Source organism: Corynebacterium sp. CCUG 70398 (genome assembly GCF_024454055.1).
Lineage (GTDB): Bacteria > Actinomycetota > Actinomycetes > Mycobacteriales > Mycobacteriaceae > Corynebacterium > Corynebacterium genitalium.
On the sequence record NZ_JAGPYZ010000015.1, the window covers coordinates 1 to 15,797 of the forward strand.

The 15,797-nt window shown below is 62.1% G+C and carries 17 protein-coding genes, 4 tRNA genes and 1 pseudogene; 18 read left to right on the top strand and 4 right to left on the bottom strand.

Translation table 11 applies throughout. The annotated features are described in order from the left end of the window. Positions 1 to 105 precede the first annotated feature (105 nt). The 7 genes and pseudogenes from KBX07_RS11055 (at position 106) to KBX07_RS11085 (ending at position 6,227) form a co-directional block, all read left to right on the top strand. On the top strand, positions 106 to 864 hold the full coding sequence (locus KBX07_RS11055; protein WP_256024146.1) for a glycosyltransferase family 2 protein: 759 nt from the start codon (positions 106 to 108) through the stop codon (positions 862 to 864). A 40-nt stretch (positions 865 to 904) separates the two neighbouring features. Then, entirely contained in the window at positions 905 to 1,753 is an 849-nt protein-coding gene (locus KBX07_RS11060) for a squalene/phytoene synthase family protein (protein ID WP_256024148.1), read from the top strand. Continuing rightward, positions 1,750 to 3,297 (top strand): phytoene desaturase family protein, encoded by a 1,548-nt coding sequence (crtI, locus tag KBX07_RS11065; protein ID WP_256024149.1) that lies wholly within the window; start codon positions 1,750 to 1,752, stop codon positions 3,295 to 3,297. The genes KBX07_RS11060 and crtI overlap by 4 nt, the downstream gene beginning before the upstream one ends. Continuing rightward, positions 3,297 to 3,596, top strand: coding sequence for a lycopene cyclase domain-containing protein (locus tag KBX07_RS11070; RefSeq protein ID WP_256024151.1), 300 nt, complete (start codon positions 3,297 to 3,299; stop codon positions 3,594 to 3,596). The genes crtI and KBX07_RS11070 overlap by 1 nt, the downstream gene beginning before the upstream one ends. Beyond that, positions 3,593 to 3,859, top strand: a complete 267-nt coding sequence (locus KBX07_RS11075; RefSeq protein WP_256024152.1) for a lycopene cyclase domain-containing protein — start codon at positions 3,593 to 3,595, stop codon at positions 3,857 to 3,859. Before KBX07_RS11070 ends, KBX07_RS11075 begins: the two co-directional genes overlap by 4 nt. Then, a pseudogene (locus KBX07_RS11080) lies at positions 3,859 to 4,393 on the top strand (UbiA family prenyltransferase). Before KBX07_RS11075 ends, KBX07_RS11080 begins: the two are co-directional and overlap by 1 nt. 49 nt (positions 4,394 to 4,442) lie before the next feature. Further along, complete coding sequence (locus tag KBX07_RS11085; RefSeq protein ID WP_256024153.1) at positions 4,443 to 6,227, top strand: long-chain-fatty-acid--CoA ligase; 1,785 nt, start codon at positions 4,443 to 4,445, stop codon at positions 6,225 to 6,227. A gap of 5 nt (positions 6,228 to 6,232) precedes the next feature. On the opposite strand, the gene KBX07_RS11090 is transcribed toward KBX07_RS11085, so the two are convergent. Further along, a complete protein-coding gene (locus KBX07_RS11090; protein WP_005288738.1) occupies positions 6,233 to 6,817 on the bottom strand; it encodes a hypothetical protein in 585 nt (194 codons plus the stop codon). Positions 6,818 to 6,840: 23 nt separating this feature from the next. On the opposite strand from KBX07_RS11090, the gene zupT reads away from it, so the two are divergent. The 5 genes from zupT to KBX07_RS11115 all read left to right on the top strand — a co-directional run bounded on the left by zupT (position 6,841) and on the right by KBX07_RS11115 (position 9,085). Further along, a complete protein-coding gene (gene zupT, locus KBX07_RS11095; RefSeq protein ID WP_005288741.1) occupies positions 6,841 to 7,617 on the top strand; it encodes a zinc transporter ZupT in 777 nt (258 codons plus the stop codon). A gap of 84 nt (positions 7,618 to 7,701) precedes the next feature. Further along, positions 7,702 to 8,118 carry a YccF domain-containing protein gene (locus KBX07_RS11100; protein ID WP_256024154.1) on the top strand — a complete coding sequence of 139 codons (417 nt, stop codon included), beginning with the start codon at positions 7,702 to 7,704 and terminating at the stop codon, positions 8,116 to 8,118. Further along, complete coding sequence (locus KBX07_RS11105; RefSeq protein ID WP_256024155.1) at positions 8,119 to 8,838, top strand: DUF1345 domain-containing protein; 720 nt, start codon at positions 8,119 to 8,121, stop codon at positions 8,836 to 8,838. Between the two features lie 93 nt (positions 8,839 to 8,931). Then, positions 8,932 to 9,004, top strand: a tRNA-Glu gene (locus tag KBX07_RS11110). A gap of 4 nt (positions 9,005 to 9,008) precedes the next feature. Next, a tRNA-Asp gene (locus KBX07_RS11115) sits at positions 9,009 to 9,085 on the top strand. Between the two features lie 139 nt (positions 9,086 to 9,224). Here KBX07_RS11115 and KBX07_RS11120 read toward each other — a convergent pair. After that, positions 9,225 to 9,800, bottom strand: a complete 576-nt coding sequence (locus KBX07_RS11120) for a TetR/AcrR family transcriptional regulator (RefSeq protein ID WP_040423510.1) — start codon at positions 9,798 to 9,800, stop codon at positions 9,225 to 9,227. A 62-nt stretch (positions 9,801 to 9,862) separates the two neighbouring features. On the opposite strand from KBX07_RS11120, the gene KBX07_RS11125 reads away from it, so the two are divergent. The 4 genes from KBX07_RS11125 to KBX07_RS11140 all read left to right on the top strand — a co-directional run bounded on the left by KBX07_RS11125 (position 9,863) and on the right by KBX07_RS11140 (position 11,404). Continuing rightward, entirely contained in the window at positions 9,863 to 10,765 is a 903-nt protein-coding gene (locus tag KBX07_RS11125) for a DMT family transporter (RefSeq protein ID WP_256024156.1), read from the top strand. Positions 10,766 to 10,879: 114 nt separating this feature from the next. Further along, positions 10,880 to 10,953: transfer RNA gene (locus KBX07_RS11130), tRNA-Asp, on the top strand. Between the two features lie 26 nt (positions 10,954 to 10,979). Continuing rightward, a tRNA-Phe gene (locus KBX07_RS11135) sits at positions 10,980 to 11,052 on the top strand. A gap of 55 nt (positions 11,053 to 11,107) precedes the next feature. Continuing rightward, the gene (locus KBX07_RS11140; protein ID WP_255995517.1) at positions 11,108 to 11,404 is read left to right on the top strand and encodes a GNAT family N-acetyltransferase; all 297 of its coding nucleotides are present in this window, start codon (positions 11,108 to 11,110) and stop codon (positions 11,402 to 11,404) included. A 156-nt stretch (positions 11,405 to 11,560) separates the two neighbouring features. Here the strand turns inward: KBX07_RS11140 and epsC are convergent, their stop codons facing one another. After that, positions 11,561 to 12,151 (bottom strand): serine O-acetyltransferase EpsC, encoded by a 591-nt coding sequence (gene epsC, locus KBX07_RS11145; protein WP_256024157.1) that lies wholly within the window; start codon positions 12,149 to 12,151, stop codon positions 11,561 to 11,563. Between the two features lie 108 nt (positions 12,152 to 12,259). Further along, on the bottom strand, positions 12,260 to 13,204 hold the full coding sequence (gene cysK / locus KBX07_RS11150) for a cysteine synthase A (protein WP_255995523.1): 945 nt from the start codon (positions 13,202 to 13,204) through the stop codon (positions 12,260 to 12,262). Positions 13,205 to 13,576: 372 nt separating this feature from the next. Here cysK and ramA point away from each other — a divergent pair, with 372 nt between their 5' ends. Together ramA and murA are read left to right on the top strand one after the other, a co-directional pair. Further along, positions 13,577 to 14,419, top strand: coding sequence for an acetate metabolism transcriptional regulator RamA (gene ramA, locus KBX07_RS11155; protein ID WP_255995520.1), 843 nt, complete (start codon positions 13,577 to 13,579; stop codon positions 14,417 to 14,419). Positions 14,420 to 14,441: 22 nt separating this feature from the next. Beyond that, on the top strand, positions 14,442 to 15,698 hold the full coding sequence (gene murA, locus KBX07_RS11160; RefSeq protein ID WP_256004729.1) for a UDP-N-acetylglucosamine 1-carboxyvinyltransferase: 1,257 nt from the start codon (positions 14,442 to 14,444) through the stop codon (positions 15,696 to 15,698). The last annotated feature ends 99 nt before the right edge of the window (positions 15,699 to 15,797 follow it).

Genomic DNA, 15,797 nt, shown 5'->3' on the forward strand with positions numbered 1-15,797 from the left:
GCTGCTCCTTGGTGTATGAGCGGTTCATGATGGAATCCTCCAAGATTCCGTCCGCATCCCCTTTTGTCGTTTAACCCGCTTGTGTCCCTGGCTTAGACTTGCTGCGTGGCTAGTCCGACAATCTCCGTGGTGATCCCGTGTCTCAATGACGCGGAGTTGCTCGAGCGTTGTCTGCGCAGCATCACCCGGCAACGTCGCGCGGCGGATTTCACGGTCGTCGTCGACAACGGGTCGGACGATGATTCAGTGCAGGTTGCCACGGCGCACGGTGCGACTGTCATCACGGAAGCGCGTCGTGGAATCACATGGGCAGCGGCAGCGGGTTATAACGCGGCATGCGGGTTAGGTGCCGACTACATTGTTCGCACCGACGCGGACGCGTGGCTGCCGGAAACATATCTGGAAAGGGTGGAGCAGCAGTGGCGTCACGCTCCTGCCCACACCGTAGGGATCACCGGCCCCGCGCTTTTCGACGGCACACCCCACCTCATTTCCCGCCTCTACCTATCCATGTACCGTCTCTCGGTCGGTTCTGCCCTGGGCCACCCGCCGTTGTTCGGGACCAACAGCTCGTTTCGCACCGAGTGGTGGCAGGCCGTCGGCAGCACGCTGGATCTCGCTGACACTGAATCGCACGACGACATTCAGCTCTCTTTTGCGGTGCGGGCGGGGGAGACGATTCGCTTCGTGCCCGAGCTTGTGGTGGGAATGGACGACCGAGCCCTGCGTGGCCGGCGCCAGCTTCGCCGGCGGTTCAGCAGGGGGTGGCATTCGATGATGCGGGGATTTTCTTCCTCCCCTCCGTGGCAGCGCTTGCCGCAGCGCCTGGCTCAGGCCCGAACGGGAGCCGGTCCCGCGCTGTAGGCTCGGTGAGGTACCTACTGCTCTGCTGCAAAGGCCCGTTGTGACAGATTCCTATCTTGCCCGCTACGACCGCATGGCGGACAGAGCCGCGGCGCAGGTGATCGGGCAGTACTCCACCAGTTTCTCCCTAGCCACGCAGGTGCTCGATGCGGACACGAAGCGCGACATCCGCAACGTGTACGCGGTGGTCCGAATCGCTGACGAGATCGTCGATGGCACCGCCGCTGAGGCCAACGAGTGCCCGGAAACCCTGTTGGAGCTCTACGAAGAGCAGGTCTTGCACGCGCCGATGCACCGTTTTCACACCGACCCGGTGCTCCACGCCTGGGCGAACACGCACCGCCGCTGCGGCATCAAAGATGACCACGTGCGGGCGTTCTTTGCCTCGATGCGCCGCGACATTACGCATTCGGATTACTCCGAGGAAGATTTGGGGGACTACATTTACGGTTCCGCCGAGGTGATCGGCTTGATGTGCTTGGACATCTTCCTGTGCGGCCACACCCCCACGCCTGAAAATCGCCGCACGATGGAGGAGGGTGCCCGGGCATTAGGATCGGCGTTTCAAAAGGTCAACTTCCTCCGCGACCTCGGTGAAGACCGCGACGACCTGGGGCGTGCGTATCTCGGCGCCACGCTTGATGACGCCACGAAGCGCACCCTCACCAGCGACATCAACCGCGAACTCGACCGCGCCCGCACAGCCATCCCGCTTCTACCGACCGCCGCGGCACGGGGAGTGGCAGCGGCCGAAGCGCTCTTCCGCGACCTGAACGAGCGCATCGCGGCCACACCGGCGCACGAGGTGGCCGCGACGAGAATCAGCGTGCCCAACCACCGCAAGCTGTTGCTCACGGCGCGGGCAATCAGGAAAGTGAGAACCCAGTGACCCACCCCGAAACAGCAATCGTGATCGGTGCCGGCGTGGCCGGCATGGCCACAGCCGCACTGCTGGCCAAAGAGGGCATCGAGACCACGGTCGTGGATAAGTTGCCCACCCATGGCGGCCGGGCCGGTACGGAATCTGTCGAGGGTTTCCGCTTTGATACCGGCCCCAGCTGGTACCTCATGCCAGACGCGTTCGACCACTTCTTCGCGTTGTTCGGCAAGCGCACCGCCGACGTGCTGGATCTGACACCGCTCACCCCCGCGTACCGGCTGTTTCCCGAGGGCGATGCGCCCATCGACGTCACCTCTGGCCGTGACAACGCCGCCGAACTTTTCGAGTCCATCGAACCCGGTGCCGGAGCAAAGCTGCGCGCCTACCTCGACACTGCTGACGAGACCTACGAGCTCGCGCTGGAGAACTTCCTGTACACGACGTTCCGCTCCGTCGCGCCGTTCACGCAGATCTCCGGCCATTACAGTAAGTTGGCGCGCTATCTCACCGAGCCGATCGACCGCTTCGTGGCTAGCCGTTTCGCCGACGTCCGCCTGCGCCAGATGCTCACGTACCCGGCAGTGTTCCTCTCCTCGCACCCCGCGCGCACGCCGTCGATGTACCACTTGATGAGCCACACCGACCTCACCCAGGGCGTGCAATACCCCCTAGGTGGATTCGCCGCAGTGATGGACGCGATCTACGACATCGCCGTGGAGCAGGGCGTGCGCTTTTCCTTCAACACCGAAGTCGCAGCGATCAACTATTCCGGGCGCACGGCCACAGGCATCACGCTTATCGACGGCCGCACCCTCCCCGCCGACATCGTTATCTCCTGCGCGGACCTGCACCACACGGAGACCCGTCTGCTGCCGAAGAAGAAGCGCACCTACGACGAGAGCTACTTCGCCCCGCGCGATCCTGGCCTGGGCACGGTGCTGGTCATGCTGGGCGTGGAGGGGGAGATTCCCCAGCTTGCGCACCACAACCTGCTGTTCTCCCACGAGTGGGACGACGATTTCGCCGCGGTCTTCGACGGCCCAGTACCCGAAAGGCCCCTCGGCGCCTCCCGCTCCATCTACGTCTCCAAGCCGAGCGCGACCGATCCCGGTGTGGCCCCGGAGGGATGCGAGAACCTCTTCGTGCTCGTCCCCGTCGCCGCAGAGGAAGCTGTCGGCCACGGCAGCATGTACCGGGGGCAGGCGAGCGAGCAGGTCGAACGCATTGCGAGCGCCGCCACCCAGCAGATTGCTGATTGGTGCGGGGTTGAGGGGTTGGAGGGAAGAATCGTCGTCAAGCAAACACTGGGACCGGCGGACTTCGCTGAGCGTTATCACGCGTGGTCGGGCGGATCCATCGGACCTGCGCACACGTTGAGGCAGTCGGCGTTTTTGCGTGGGTCCAACAAGAGCCGCAAGCTGGACAACCTGTACTACGCCGGCGGAACGACAACCCCTGGTGTGGGTGTGCCCATGTGCCTGATCTCCGCCGAGAACGTGATCAAGCGGCTGCGCGGCGACACGAGTGCGGGCCCGCTACCGGAGGCGCTCTAATGCAGTTCGCGTACCTGGGGGTGCTGCTGTTTTCGCTGGCAGGCATGGTGGTCATCGACCACCGCTGGAAGACTGCGTTTTTCCGTGACTCGCGCCGGGCCTGGCTGCTCTCTCTGGGGTGTGTGGCGGCTCTGCTGTGCTGGGACGGGCTCGGCATTGCCACTGGCACGTTCGTGCGCGGCGATTCGCCCTACATGGTGGGCATCGATCTTGCGCCGCAGCTGCCGCTGGAAGAACCGATTTTCCTGTTCTTTCTCACGTACCTGACCATGAACCTGACAGGACTGCTGCGCTCGTGACGTACCTTCTCATCTCTGCGCCGTTTTTGCTCGCGGCCGCGGCATTGTGGGCTAGGCGGCGGCCCTGGAAGTTGACCGCCGCGGTGGCCGGCATCCTGTTCGTGCTCACCATCGTCTTTGACAACCTCATGGTGGCAGCAGGCCTGTACGAATTCGGTCACGCAACGACTCTCGGGCTGAACATTGGGCGGATTCCGGTGGAGGATCTGTTCTACCCACTGTTCACAGCCCTGGTGGTCACCGCGTTCTGGGGGCGTGACTGATGCGGGTGCTACGGGGCATTCTCGCGGCGTCGCGGCCGCTGAGCTGGGTGAACACAGCCGTTCCGTTCGCGCTGACTTACCTGCTGGCGCAGGGAGAGTTTTCCGCGCTGCTGGTAGTGGGGTTCATCTTCTTCCTCATCCCGTACAACATCGCGATGTACGGGATCAATGATGTCTTCGACTACGAATCTGACATCGTCAACCCGCGCAAAGGCGGTGTGGAAGGCGCTGTGCTGCCGAAGACCATGCACCGGCTCCGTGGCCACAGAGCTCGGCGCCCGGACGACCACGCGGTTCGCGGGCGTGCTGTACGGTTTGGCGGCCGGGCTGTGCTTCGTGCTGCCGGCCCCGGGGTGGGTTGTGGGACTGCTTGGCCTGGGATATGTGGCCAACACGTTGAGGTTTTGGAACGTCACTGACGCCACGTCGGCGGCAGTGAATCGTGCGTGGAGGGTCTTCCTCTGGCTGAATTACGTGACTGGCGCAGTCGTGACCATCTCGGTGCTTTCGAACGTTCTGGGATTCTCAACCTAAGGGTCGGCGCCCCAGCATGAGGCCGTCGAAGGGGCGTAGGGTGGCGCCTATGGTCGCAGATCGCGCAAACAGCGAAGACAGCAGAATCAACACGAGCACCGGCAGCACCAGAATCAGCCTCAGTAAGGCCGAGGGCAGTCGCCGCAGCTCCGCCGAGAAGCCGTGGCTGCGCTTCTACCCGGAGTGGACCGACCACACGTTGGACTACGGCGACGACACGCTGGCGGACCTCTACGACAGGAATCTCGCGGCGAACGGGCGAAAGCCGGCGACGCGGTTCTTCGGCAGGTCCATGACCTACGCCCGGCTCGACGAGCAGGTCCGCCGGGCTGCCGACGGGTTGCGCAAGGTCGGGGTGGCCCAGGGCGACCGCGTGGCCATCATGCTGCCGAACTGCCCACAGCACGTCGTGGCATTTTTCGCCGTACAGAAGCTCGGCGCGGTCGTGGTGGAGCACAACCCGCTCTACACGGTGAATGAGCTGCGCCCCCAGTTCAACGATCACGGTGCCAAGGTCGCTGTGGTCTGGGATAAGGCCGCCGACACGGCGAAAAAACTCGCGAAAGACACCCCGCTGGAGACGATCGTCAGCGTGGACATGACAAAAGCGATGCCCCTGGTGCAGCGGGTGGCGTTGCGGGTGCCCGTCGGAAAGCTCAAGGAAGCGCGCGCGTCGCTGACAGCGCAGGCGAAGGACACGCTGCCGTGGGAGAGGTTCCTCGGCGAACCCCGCGCGATCGACACGCCGCGCATGCTTAGCGACGACCCCGCCCTCATCCTCTACACCTCCGGCACCACCGGAAGCCCCAAGGGTGCGCCGCTGACGCACCGCAACTTGCTGGCCAACCCGATCCAGGGGCGCGCGTGGGTCAAGGAGCTGCAGGAACCCGGCCAGCGCATGCTGGCCACGCTGCCGTTCTTCCATGCTTACGGTCTGACGTTCTCGTTGACGCTGACGTTCCTCATCGGCAGCGAACTGATCTTGCTGCCCGCCCCGACGATGGACCTGATCATGGGCGCGATGAAGAAAAAGAACCCGCCGACGTTCGTGCCGGGTGTGCCTACCGTATTTGAGCGCATTGTGTCGACGGCTGAGGAAGAAGGCTCGGACATCTCCGCAGTACAGACGGGCTTCTCTGGCGCGTCATCGCTGCCGGCGGAGGTCATCGAGGGCTGGGAGAAGGCGACCGGCGGCCGGCTCGTGGAGGGCTACGGGCTGACAGAGACGTCGCCGATTCTCATCGGTAACCCGCCGACGGATGATCGCCGGCCCGGGTACATCGGCATCCCGTTCCCGGACACGGAAATCCGCATTGCCGACCCCGATAACCTCGACGAGGAAATGCCCTACGGTGAGGCCGGCGAGATCCTGGCCAAGGGGCCGCAAGTCTTCGGCGGGTACCTGAACAACGATGAGGCGTCAGCCACAGTCTTCCACGACGGCTGGTTCCGCACCGGCGACATGGGCGTGATGGATGAAGACGGCTTCATCAAACTGGTCAGCCGCATCAAAGAGCTGATCATCACCGGCGGGTTCAACGTCTACCCGGCGGAAGTGGAAGAGACGTTGCGCACGCACCCAGACATCGAGGAGGTCACCGTGGTTGGTCGTCCCCGCACGGACGGTTCCGAGGACGTCGTCGCGTGCGTGGTGCTGGCGGAGGGCACGAAGCTCGACCCGGACGGCCTGAAAGAATTCGCGCGTGAGAACCTCACCCGGTACAAGGTGCCGCGCACCTTCTACCACTTTGAGGATCTGCCGAAAGATCAGCTAGGTAAGATCCGCCGCCGCGAGGTGCGTGACGCGCTACTCGCCCGCATCGACGGCGAATAGTCGCGCTAGTCCCAGATGCCGAGGTTCATGAGGATCGCGCCGTCGTCACGCACGAGCGCGAGGTCGCCTTCCTCGGCTTGCGGGATCTCACGGATGAGGCGCTGGATCCGCAGCTGGTAGCGCTTTTCCTCGCCGTCGACGGTGAGAGTGCCCACGGAGTTGAGCATGTCGTGGTTCTCAACGACCACGTTATCGACTGTGACATCCTCACTGCCCGTGCCGCGGACGGCGAAGATCGGCGAGGTCTCAGAGAAGTCTGCACCGTTGTCGCCGGTCAGGATCACCTGCGCGAATTCGCGCACTGCGACAGGGTCTGCTGTCAGGTGTGCCACGGAGCGGCGGCCGAGGACGGAGTGGGTAAGGGGCGTCAGCTCGTCGTCAAGCGCCATGTCTTCCTCGCGGTAGCTGAAGCCGCACTGCGTGAGGTTGCCCTCGTTGTCGGGGCCGACGAGCACCTCGATGCCGACTTTGTCGTCGCGGTCGTACGCGCGGTAGGAGCCGTCGACCTGGGTGATCCTCGAGAATTGGTTGGCGAATTCGTCTTTGGTGGGGTGGAGTTCTGCGTCGCTGTAGATGTTTGCGGTAGCCATAATCCCTACTGTAGGCTTTTCGCATGGCAGAGCTCGCCGTTGCTTTCGGATTCAGCTTGTTCGCAGGCTTATCGACGGGCCTCGGCGGCCTCATCGTCGCCCTCAAGAACACTCCCAGCCAGCGCTTCTTGGCGGGAGCTCTCGGTTTGTCCGCCGGGGTTATGGTGTTCGTCTCCCTGGTGGAACTGCTCCCGGAAGGGGTGGACGGGCTCAGCGAGGCGGGACGCAGCCGCCCCGACGTGTGGGCCGCGGTCGCTTTCTTCGCCGGTATTGCGCTCATCGCTGTCATTGACCGGTTCGTACCGGAAGAGATCAACCCGCATGAGGGGCCGGACGTGCGCGCCGCCGGCCGGATGCGCCGGGTGGGGGTGATGACGGCGCTGGCAATCGCCATTCACAACTTCCCCGAAGGCTTCGCCACCTTCTTTGTCGCGCTGCAGGATCCGGCGTTCGCGCTGCCCATCGCGGTGGCCATTGCGATCCACAACATTCCCGAAGGCATCGCGGTGGCGGTGCCCATGCGTGAAGCGACGGGTTCTAAGTGGCGCGCGGCGTGGTGGGCAACACTGTCGGGTCTGGCGGAGCCACTCGGCGCGGTGGTGGGCTACCTGCTTCTGCGGCCGTTCATTGGTCCCGAGGCGCTCGGTGTCGTGTTCGCGGCAATCGCGGGAGTAATGGTGTTTGTGAGCATCGACAAGCTGCTACCCACCGCCATTGAGACCGGCCGTCACCACACCGCCATATACGGTTTTGTCGCCGGCATGGCTGTGATGGCAGTGAGCTTGCTTTTGCTCGCCTAATTTCAAAGCCTCAGCAGGTCATGCTCAACCTCGAATCCGTAAAGCACGACCTGTAACTCGCTTTTGCTCGCTAAAGTGACGGGTATGGCTCTCCTTCGACTGATCCTCAACATCGTTTGGCTGATCACCGCCGGTATCTGGTTGTTCCTTGGCTACGTTCTCGCCGGCGTGTTGGCCTGTCTGCTCATCGTGACCATCCCGTTCGGTCTGGCGTCCTTCCGCATCGCCGGGTACGTGCTCTGGCCGTTTGGCCGCGAAGTAGTTGACACCGGCCAAGGCGGGGGCTTCAGTCTGATCGGCAACGTCATCTGGTTCATCGTTGCTGGCCTGTGGTTGGCACTCGGACACATCGCCACTGCTCTGGCCCAGGCGATCACAATCATCGGGTTGCCGTTGGCGTGGGCGAACCTGAAGCTCATCCCGGTCACCTGCTTCCCCTTCGGCAAGACCGTCGTGAACTCCCACGACAACCGATCCACCATGGTGCCAGTCACCCGCTAGATGGGTGAGAAAGATTTCCGTGGCGCCTCGGAGGTCACCCGGTACGCGGTGAGCACCGTCCTCGCATTCGGCGCGATCATCATGCTGCGGTTGCTGCTCCCGCGGGAAATGCTCGCGCAGCATTCGGAGATGGTGATCATCAGCACCTACCTGATTTACTGGGTCGTCTACGTCACGATCTTCGGCTGGTGGACGGTGCGCCTGCTCTCGCGCCTCAACCCGGCTGAGCTGCGGGCATATGCGCGATCCGAGCGTGCCTCCGCCGAGAGTAAGTGGGTTAAGGGGTGGGGAATCAAGGGGGCCGCGAACCTTTCCGGCCTCGGCGCGATCGTGGCGATGGCCGCGGCGATCGCGATGAGCCGCTTCGATGTTTTCCGGGAGGATTGGCGCTGGTTGGCAGTCGGTGGTATCGCGGTGGTGTGGTCGTGGGTGTTCATGATCGTCACCTACGCGGCGGAGTACCTCGAGCTCGACTATCGGTACCGGGCGGAAGGGGAGCAGCCTATGTTCGACTTCTCCTATTTGGATGGGGAGCCGCTCTTCGGCGACTACCTGAACCAGGCAGTGATGGTGTCCACGATGGGTGCAAGTGTTCCCGCCACCCCGACAAACAGGCACGCCTGGAAAGAGATCCGCTACAACACTTTGATTGCCTTCACCTTCAACACCATGGTCATCGCCATGGTGGTCTCCGTCTTGAGTGCTACTCTCGCCGCATAAATAGCTGACCACCTGTGCATTTGGAGGGGGTTGACGGGCCGGTTTATGATAGGCAAGCTGTCCAGCGGACGGCGAACAAGTCAATACGGCTTTGCCCCCATCGTCTAGTGGCCTAGGACTCCGCCCTTTCACGGCGGCAACACGGGTTCGAATCCCGTTGGGGGTACGAAGGCCCTGTGGCGCAGTTGGTTAGCGCGCCGCCCTGTCACGGCGGAGGTCGCGGGTTCAAGTCCCGTCAGGGTCGCCATGTGCCCCGAGGGTTTCCTCGGGGCTTTTTGCTTATCGACGATTAACCTGCAACCTCCGTGAATCGCCGTACGGCTGCAGTACCTCGCCTGAGGGCACGGGGTAACCGGGCCCATGAAGAAGGAGACCAGCGTCTTCTTCTACGACGTGATAAGTCGTTGTGCCCCCGCTTTGGCACGGTCAAGCGATCCGAAGTCGCCGAATATGGCCGCGCAAACCAACGCGCCTTCGTATAACTCATGAACGAGTTCACCAGTTTGTGTGTCGCCAGTTAACGCGACGAAAAGAGTGCGCATCCACCGCTTCTCGCTCTGAATCACTGCTTTCAGTTCTGCGCCGCAGTCGTTGCCAAGCTCGACCCATGCGTTCACGAACCCGCACCCTCGAGGGTTGTTGGCGATCCATTCTTGGGTGAGATTGAACACTGATTCGACAGTGTCCGATCCTGCTTTCTCTGCCTCATCGACGCTGTGCAGCACTAGTTGTTGCCACTGATTCGCTCGAGCAGTGAGATACGCGCAAACCAGCCCGTCCTTGGACCCGAAGCGCTGATAAAGCGTTCGCTTTGTCACGCCAGCGTTCTCCACGACGAGGTCCAAACCGGTTGCGGCAATACCTTGTGAATAAAACAAATCCGTAGCTGCCAGCAGAATTCGTTCACCAGCCGGGGTGGTGCTGGGTTTTGGGAATGGACTGAGGTGCGCTAGATCAACCAATTCTCGCTCCTTCGGGGAGGGTACATTGACAGTATACCGACCGGTATATTTACCTATCTTTCATGAAGCCAATTCTCATTTCAATCGCATTCATCATCTGCTGGAGCTCTGGGTTCGTGGGTTCCCTTCTGGTAGGTGAAAATGCCTCGCCTATCGGGTTGTTAGCGTGGCGATACATCGCCACGGCTGTGCTGCTCGCCGGGGTCATTTTGCTGCTCCGAAGCGCTAAGCACCCGGCAAAAGCTCGCTTGTTGCCAGCCCTGACGAGATCCGCTTGGAAGCATCAAATCTTAATGGGGGTTCTCTCTCACGCGACCTTTCTTGGCGCCGTTTTTTGGGCTTCAGACCTAGCTATTGATCCCGGGATTACCTCTCTTGTGTGCGCCTTGCAGCCGATTCTCGTCGCGGCTGTGGGGGCGCGTCTGTGGGGCGATCCGTTCAACTTCCGGATGGCGGCTGGCCTGGTGCTAGGCCTAGTTGCAGTCGGATTGGCTGCCGGTTCAATCGATTTTTCTTCCACGTCGGTGTTTGGGTTGTTGTTACCGTTCGTCGCTTTGTTGGGATTGTCCGCGAGCGCGGTCCTTGAGCGGGCATCGGATGCTCAAGGAAGCATCGTGCAGGCCCTCGCCATACAGACGGCTACCGCAGCTGTGATCTTCACGGGAGTCGCGTTGGCGATGGGGGACATGGGTGTCCATGTCAACGCTGACTTCGTCTGGGCGATGGTTTGGCTCATGTTTCTTTCTGGCATCGGTGGCTACGCAGCTTATACAGCATGTTTGCGGACCATGGGGTCGACCATGACTAGCTTGTTACTGTTCGTGACCCCGCCGGTTACTTCTTTCTGGACATGGTTGATGTTTCAGCAGCCGGTCAACGCTGGTCAGATCGCGGGCATGGTTCTCGGGATTGTAGCGGTAGCGCTCACCGTGAACGGAGAACGCCGTGAGCGGAGCAACACTTGAGAAAATCGTAGTTGTTCTGGCGATTTGTTAGCTTAGTCAGCGTCTGTGTAAGCTATTAACTCGTGCAAGACGCGGAAATCACATAGCCGCGGAAGTGCGAAAACAAAAGAATAAGGCCCTGTGGCGCAGTTGGTTAGCGCGCCGCCCTGTCACGGCGGAGGTCGCGGGTTCAAGTCCCGTCAGGGTCGCTGAACTGCTTAGTTTCAGCGGTTCCGGCCAGATAGCTCAGTTGGTAGAGCACACGCCTGAAAAGTGTGGGGTCGCCAGTTCGATCCTGGCTCTGGCCACAGAATGAATCCCTCCGCGAAAGCGAAGGGATTTTTTCGTCTGTAGGGTCGTGCCATGAGCGATAACCAGAACAACGACTACAAGGTCGAGCACAACGAAGTTGGGCACCGTTACGTCATCGAGGTCGACGGGCAGCAAGCAGGCTTCGCCAACTACCACGAGACCGGCGACGTGCGGGACTTCAACCACACCGTCATCGACCCGGCGTTCCGCGGTCGAGGACTATCCGGCAAGCTGATCAAGGCGGCGCTCGACGACACCCGTAGCGCTGGCAAGCAGATCGTGCCGTCGTGCTCTGCCGTGGAAAACTTCATTGCGAAGAATCCGGAGTACAACGACCTCGTGTCGTAGTTGCCCTTGCCAACATAACGCCGTGGACACGAGCAGCTAGAAACAACTAGCTAGAACGTTTCTTTCTTGGCGAGAAATGTAGCCTTCTAGTCGATTGGCTCTAGCTAACCGGAGATTTCGGCAAAAGGGCGGCGGCTGTACCACCGCACTCGTGTCCTAGATCACGTAGTTCGAGTCGTTCGCCACGTAGGCGTCCGGGTCCACCAAGTGCTTACGCTCGTCTTGCATGCGCGGGCGGCATTTGGCGGGGATGCCGATGGCGATGCAGTTCGCTGGGACGTCTTTTGTCACCACAGCGTTGGCGCCGACAGCGGAACCCTCGCCGATCGTGATCGGGCCCAGTACCTTCGCGCCCGCACCGATGGTGACGTTGTCGCCGATGGTGGGGTGGCGCTTGGTCTGCGTGAGCACCTGCCCGCCCAAGGTGACACCGTGGTAGAGCATGACACCGTCGCCGATCTCGGCGGTTTCGCCGATCACGATGCCCATGCCGTGGTCGATGAAGAAGCGCCGGCCGATCGTGGCGCCGGGGTGGATCTCCACACCGGTGAGAAAGCGGGTGAACTGCGCCAGCACACGCGCGGGCCCCTTGTGACCGTTCACCCACAGTTTGTGGCTGATCCGGTGCGACCAGATGGCGTGAAGGCCGGAGTAAACAATGGCGTTCTCCACGTCGCCGCGGGCGGCGGGGTCATGCTGCCGGGCGTTTTCCAAGTCCTCACGGATTGCGCTGATCACCTTGAACATGTCGCCAGAGTTTAGCAGCGCGAAACGGAACGCCCCCGCGGCCCTGCGGGTTTAGATTCACAGGATGCGGGGGCGGTGACGGGGCGGTGAGCCGTCGATAAGCAATGCTTAGTCGCGGATGTCCTCGTACAAAATGGTGGAGATGTAGCGCTCGCCGAAGTCGCAGACGATGGTGGCGATGGTCTTGCCGGCGTTCTCCGGGCGGGACGCGACCTCAAGTGCAGCCTTGATGTTGGCACCGGTGGAGATGCCGCCCAGGATGCCGTCCTTCGCTGCGAGCTCGCGGGAGGTCGCTACGGCATCCTCGTTGGAGATGGTGATCACTTCGTCAACGATCTCGCGGTCGAGGGTGCCCGGGACGAAGTTCGCGCCCAGGCCCTGGATCTTGTGCGGACCCGCGGTGCCCTCGGACAGCAGCGGGGAAGCGGACGGCTCGACCGCGACGAGCTTGATGTCCGGGTTCTTCTCCTTGAGGTACTTGCCGGCGCCGGAGATGGTGCCGCCGGTGCCCACGCCTGCCACGAGGATGTCGATCTCGCCGTCGGTGTCGTTCCACAGCTCTGGGCCGGTGGTCTCGTAGTGGACCTTCGGGTTGGCTTCGTTCTCGAACTGGCGGGCAAGGATGGCGTTTTCGGTCTGCGCGACAATCTCGTCTGCCTTTTCGACAGCACCCTTCATGCCTGCGGAGCCCGGGGTGAGCTCGATCTGCGCACCGTATGCGCGCAGGACAACGCGACGCTCGACGGACATGGTTTCCGGCATGGTCAGGATGACCTTGTAGCCGCGAGCTGCACCGACAAGCGCGAGGGCGATACCGGTGTTGCCGGAGGTTGCCTCGACGATGGTGCCGCCCGGCTTGAGTTCGCCGGAAGCCTCAGCTGCGTCGATGATTGCGCGGCCGATGCGGTCCTTGACGGAGTTGGCCGGGTTGAAGAACTCCAGCTTGCCCAACACGCGTGCGTTAGCGGCGTCGGTGTCCTTGGTAATGCCGTTGAGCTGGACCAGCGGGGTGCCGCCGATGGTGTCCAGGATGTTGTTGTAGATGTTCGCCATGAGGTAGCGCTCCTTGCGTTGGTCGCATGTGTCTTTTTTGGGCGGTAGCGCGGGTGCTCCGCTCACGGAAACCGATCGTACATCAATTCGCGCAGAAACCTAGACCGCTCGGTATAACTATGTTGAACCGACCTGTTTTGCGGCGGTGACGTGCGCGGGGGCACCCACTCGGGGGAGAGGGATGGTAGCTTCGTCCGGTGATTCGGGCATTCCGACATGTCAGTGCACATGTCAACGACGTGCCTTAGGGGAGGGGTCGCAATTTGGTTACCCCCATAACCGGGTTATTATGGACCTCATCCGCACACCGAACCAGATGTTTCCCTGAGTCGGGGAATCACTTGCAGTGGGCGCTCTGATGAAGGAGAACGAATGGATCCGCACCGGGTCAAGGACGATGAGGACGCAATCCGCGCCTCACTGACGTCCCTTAAGACCGCGACCGGAATCCCGGTGGCCATGTACGGCACACTGCTTGCAGACAACCGGCTGCAGATCACCCAGTGGGTGGGGCTGCGCACGACGTCGCTGCACAACTTGGTTCTGGATCCGAACCAAGGCGTCGGCGGGCGTGTTGTGGCTACCCGTCGCGCGGTGGGCGTGTCCGATTACACCCGCGCGAGCGTCATCTCCCACGAGCACGACGCATCGATCCAGGACGAAGGCTTGCATTCTGTGGTGGCTGTGCCCGTCATCGTGCAGCGCGAAATCCGCGGCGTCCTGTACGTAGGTGTGCATTCACCCGTGCGGCTGGGGGAGAAGGTCATCGAGGAAGTCACGATGACAGCGCGCACGCTTGAGCAAGACCTCGCGGTCAACTCCGCTTTACGACGAGCCGAGGGCGGCAAAACTGCCACCGCTAAGACCGGCCGCGTGATGAACGGGGCCGAGTGGGAACAGGTGCGTGCGACCCACTCCAAGCTGCGCATGCTGGCGAACCGTGTGGAGGAAGGTCCGGTCCGCAAGGAGCTGGAGCAGCTGTGTGACCAGATGGTCTCCCCGGTGCGTGTCAAACAAGCGACGAAGCTGTCTGCTCGTGAGCTGGACGTTTTGTCGTGCGTAGCCCTGGGGCATACGAACGTGGAGGCCGCCGAAGAAATGGGCATCGGCGCGGAGACGGTGAAGTCCTACCTCCGCAGCGTGATGCGCAAGCTCGGAGCCCACACGCGCTACGAGGCTGTGAACGCCGCACGCCGCATTGGCGCACTGCCTTAAAACTTTCATTACCCTGGGTGCCGTGAAACAGCGATTTCTGGTCCAAGGTGGCACCCGTCTGCAGGGCTCGGTGCGAGTCGAAGGCGCGAAGAACAGTGTGCTCAAGCTCATGGCAGCGGCCCTTCTCGCGGAGGGAACAACGACCCTGAACAACTGCCCCGAGATTCTCGACGTCCCGTTGATGAAGAAGGTTCTCGAGGGCTTGGGCTGCCAAGTGGAGATTGAGGGCACAGTCGTGCGCATCCACTCGCCAGCGTTCATCTCCTCTCGTGCTGACTTCGACGCGGTGCGGCAGTTCCGTGCGTCGGTAGCGGTGCTCGGGCCGCTCACTGCGCGCTGCGGTGAGGCCGTCGTTGCGCTGCCCGGTGGAGATGCGATCGGTTCACGTCCCCTGGATATGCACCAATCGGGTTTGGAGAAGCTCGGTGCGACGACGCACATCGAGCACGGCGCTGTGGTTGCCCGCGCGGACAAACTGCGCGGTGCGAAGATCAGCCTCGACTTCCCGTCCGTGGGCGCAACAGAGAACATTCTCACGGCCTCGGTTCTTGCGGAAGGTCAGACGATTCTGGACAACGCCGCCCGCGAGCCTGAGATTGTGGATCTGTGCGAGATGCTCAATGAGATGGGCGCGCGGATCCAGGGTGCGGGCACGTCGACCATCACTATCGACGGCGTGGAGTCGCTTCGCCCGACAGAGCACACCGTCGTCGGTGACCGCATTGTCGCAGGCACCTGGGCCTACGCGGCCGCGATGACCCAGGGTGACGTGACAGTCGGCGGCATCGCCCCGCGTCACCTCCACCTCGCTTTGTCAAAGCTGCGAACTGCAGGCGCTGACGTGGAGACCTACGACCAGGGCTTCCGCATCCGGATGAATCGCCGCCCTCAGGCGGTGGACTACCAAACGTTGCCGTTCCCCGGCTTTCCTACTGACCTTCAACCCATGGCTATCGGCTTGAGCGCTATCGCCGACGGCACATCGGTGATCACGGAGAACGTCTTCGAATCGCGTTTCCGCTTTGTCGACGAGATGCTCCGCCTGGGTGCGGACGCCACCGTTGACGGCCACCACGTTGTGCTGCGCGGCGTGAACGAACTCTCCTCCACCGACGTGTGGTCCTCCGATATCCGTGCAGGCGCCGGCCTTGTTCTCGCTGGCCTTGTCGCCGATGGGCAGACCGTCGTCCACGATGTCGAGCACATCGACCGCGGTTACCCCTACTTTGTCGAGAGCCTCAATGCGCTCGGCGCCAACGTGCAACGAATTAGCGTTTAAAACGCTTATCGACGGCACCTAAAAACCGTGTTTGTGCTGGGGGTTTGTGTTGTTGGTGGTTGGTGTGTAGCTTTATGTGAGTCAGCGTGACCGACAACG

What these genes read in the sequence shown, in the direction of transcription:
- KBX07_RS11070 (WP_256024151.1), top strand. Translation starts at nt 3,297, where the DNA reads ATGCAGTTCGCGTACCTGGGGGTGCTGCTGTTTTCGCTGGCAGGCATG.
- KBX07_RS11085 (WP_256024153.1), top strand. Translation starts at nt 4,443, where the DNA reads ATGGTCGCAGATCGCGCAAACAGCGAAGACAGCAGAATCAACACGAGC.
- KBX07_RS11090 (WP_005288738.1), bottom strand. Translation starts at nt 6,817, where the DNA reads ATGGCTACCGCAAACATCTACAGCGACGCAGAACTCCACCCCACCAAA.
- zupT (WP_005288741.1), top strand. Translation starts at nt 6,841, where the DNA reads ATGGCAGAGCTCGCCGTTGCTTTCGGATTCAGCTTGTTCGCAGGCTTA.
- KBX07_RS11100 (WP_256024154.1), top strand. Translation starts at nt 7,702, where the DNA reads ATGGCTCTCCTTCGACTGATCCTCAACATCGTTTGGCTGATCACCGCC.
- KBX07_RS11105 (WP_256024155.1), top strand. Translation starts at nt 8,119, where the DNA reads ATGGGTGAGAAAGATTTCCGTGGCGCCTCGGAGGTCACCCGGTACGCG.
- KBX07_RS11125 (WP_256024156.1), top strand. Translation starts at nt 9,863, where the DNA reads ATGAAGCCAATTCTCATTTCAATCGCATTCATCATCTGCTGGAGCTCT.
- KBX07_RS11140 (WP_255995517.1), top strand. Translation starts at nt 11,108, where the DNA reads ATGAGCGATAACCAGAACAACGACTACAAGGTCGAGCACAACGAAGTT.
- epsC (WP_256024157.1), bottom strand. Translation starts at nt 12,151, where the DNA reads ATGTTCAAGGTGATCAGCGCAATCCGTGAGGACTTGGAAAACGCCCGG.
- cysK (WP_255995523.1), bottom strand. Translation starts at nt 13,204, where the DNA reads ATGGCGAACATCTACAACAACATCCTGGACACCATCGGCGGCACCCCG.
- ramA (WP_255995520.1), top strand. Translation starts at nt 13,577, where the DNA reads ATGGATCCGCACCGGGTCAAGGACGATGAGGACGCAATCCGCGCCTCA.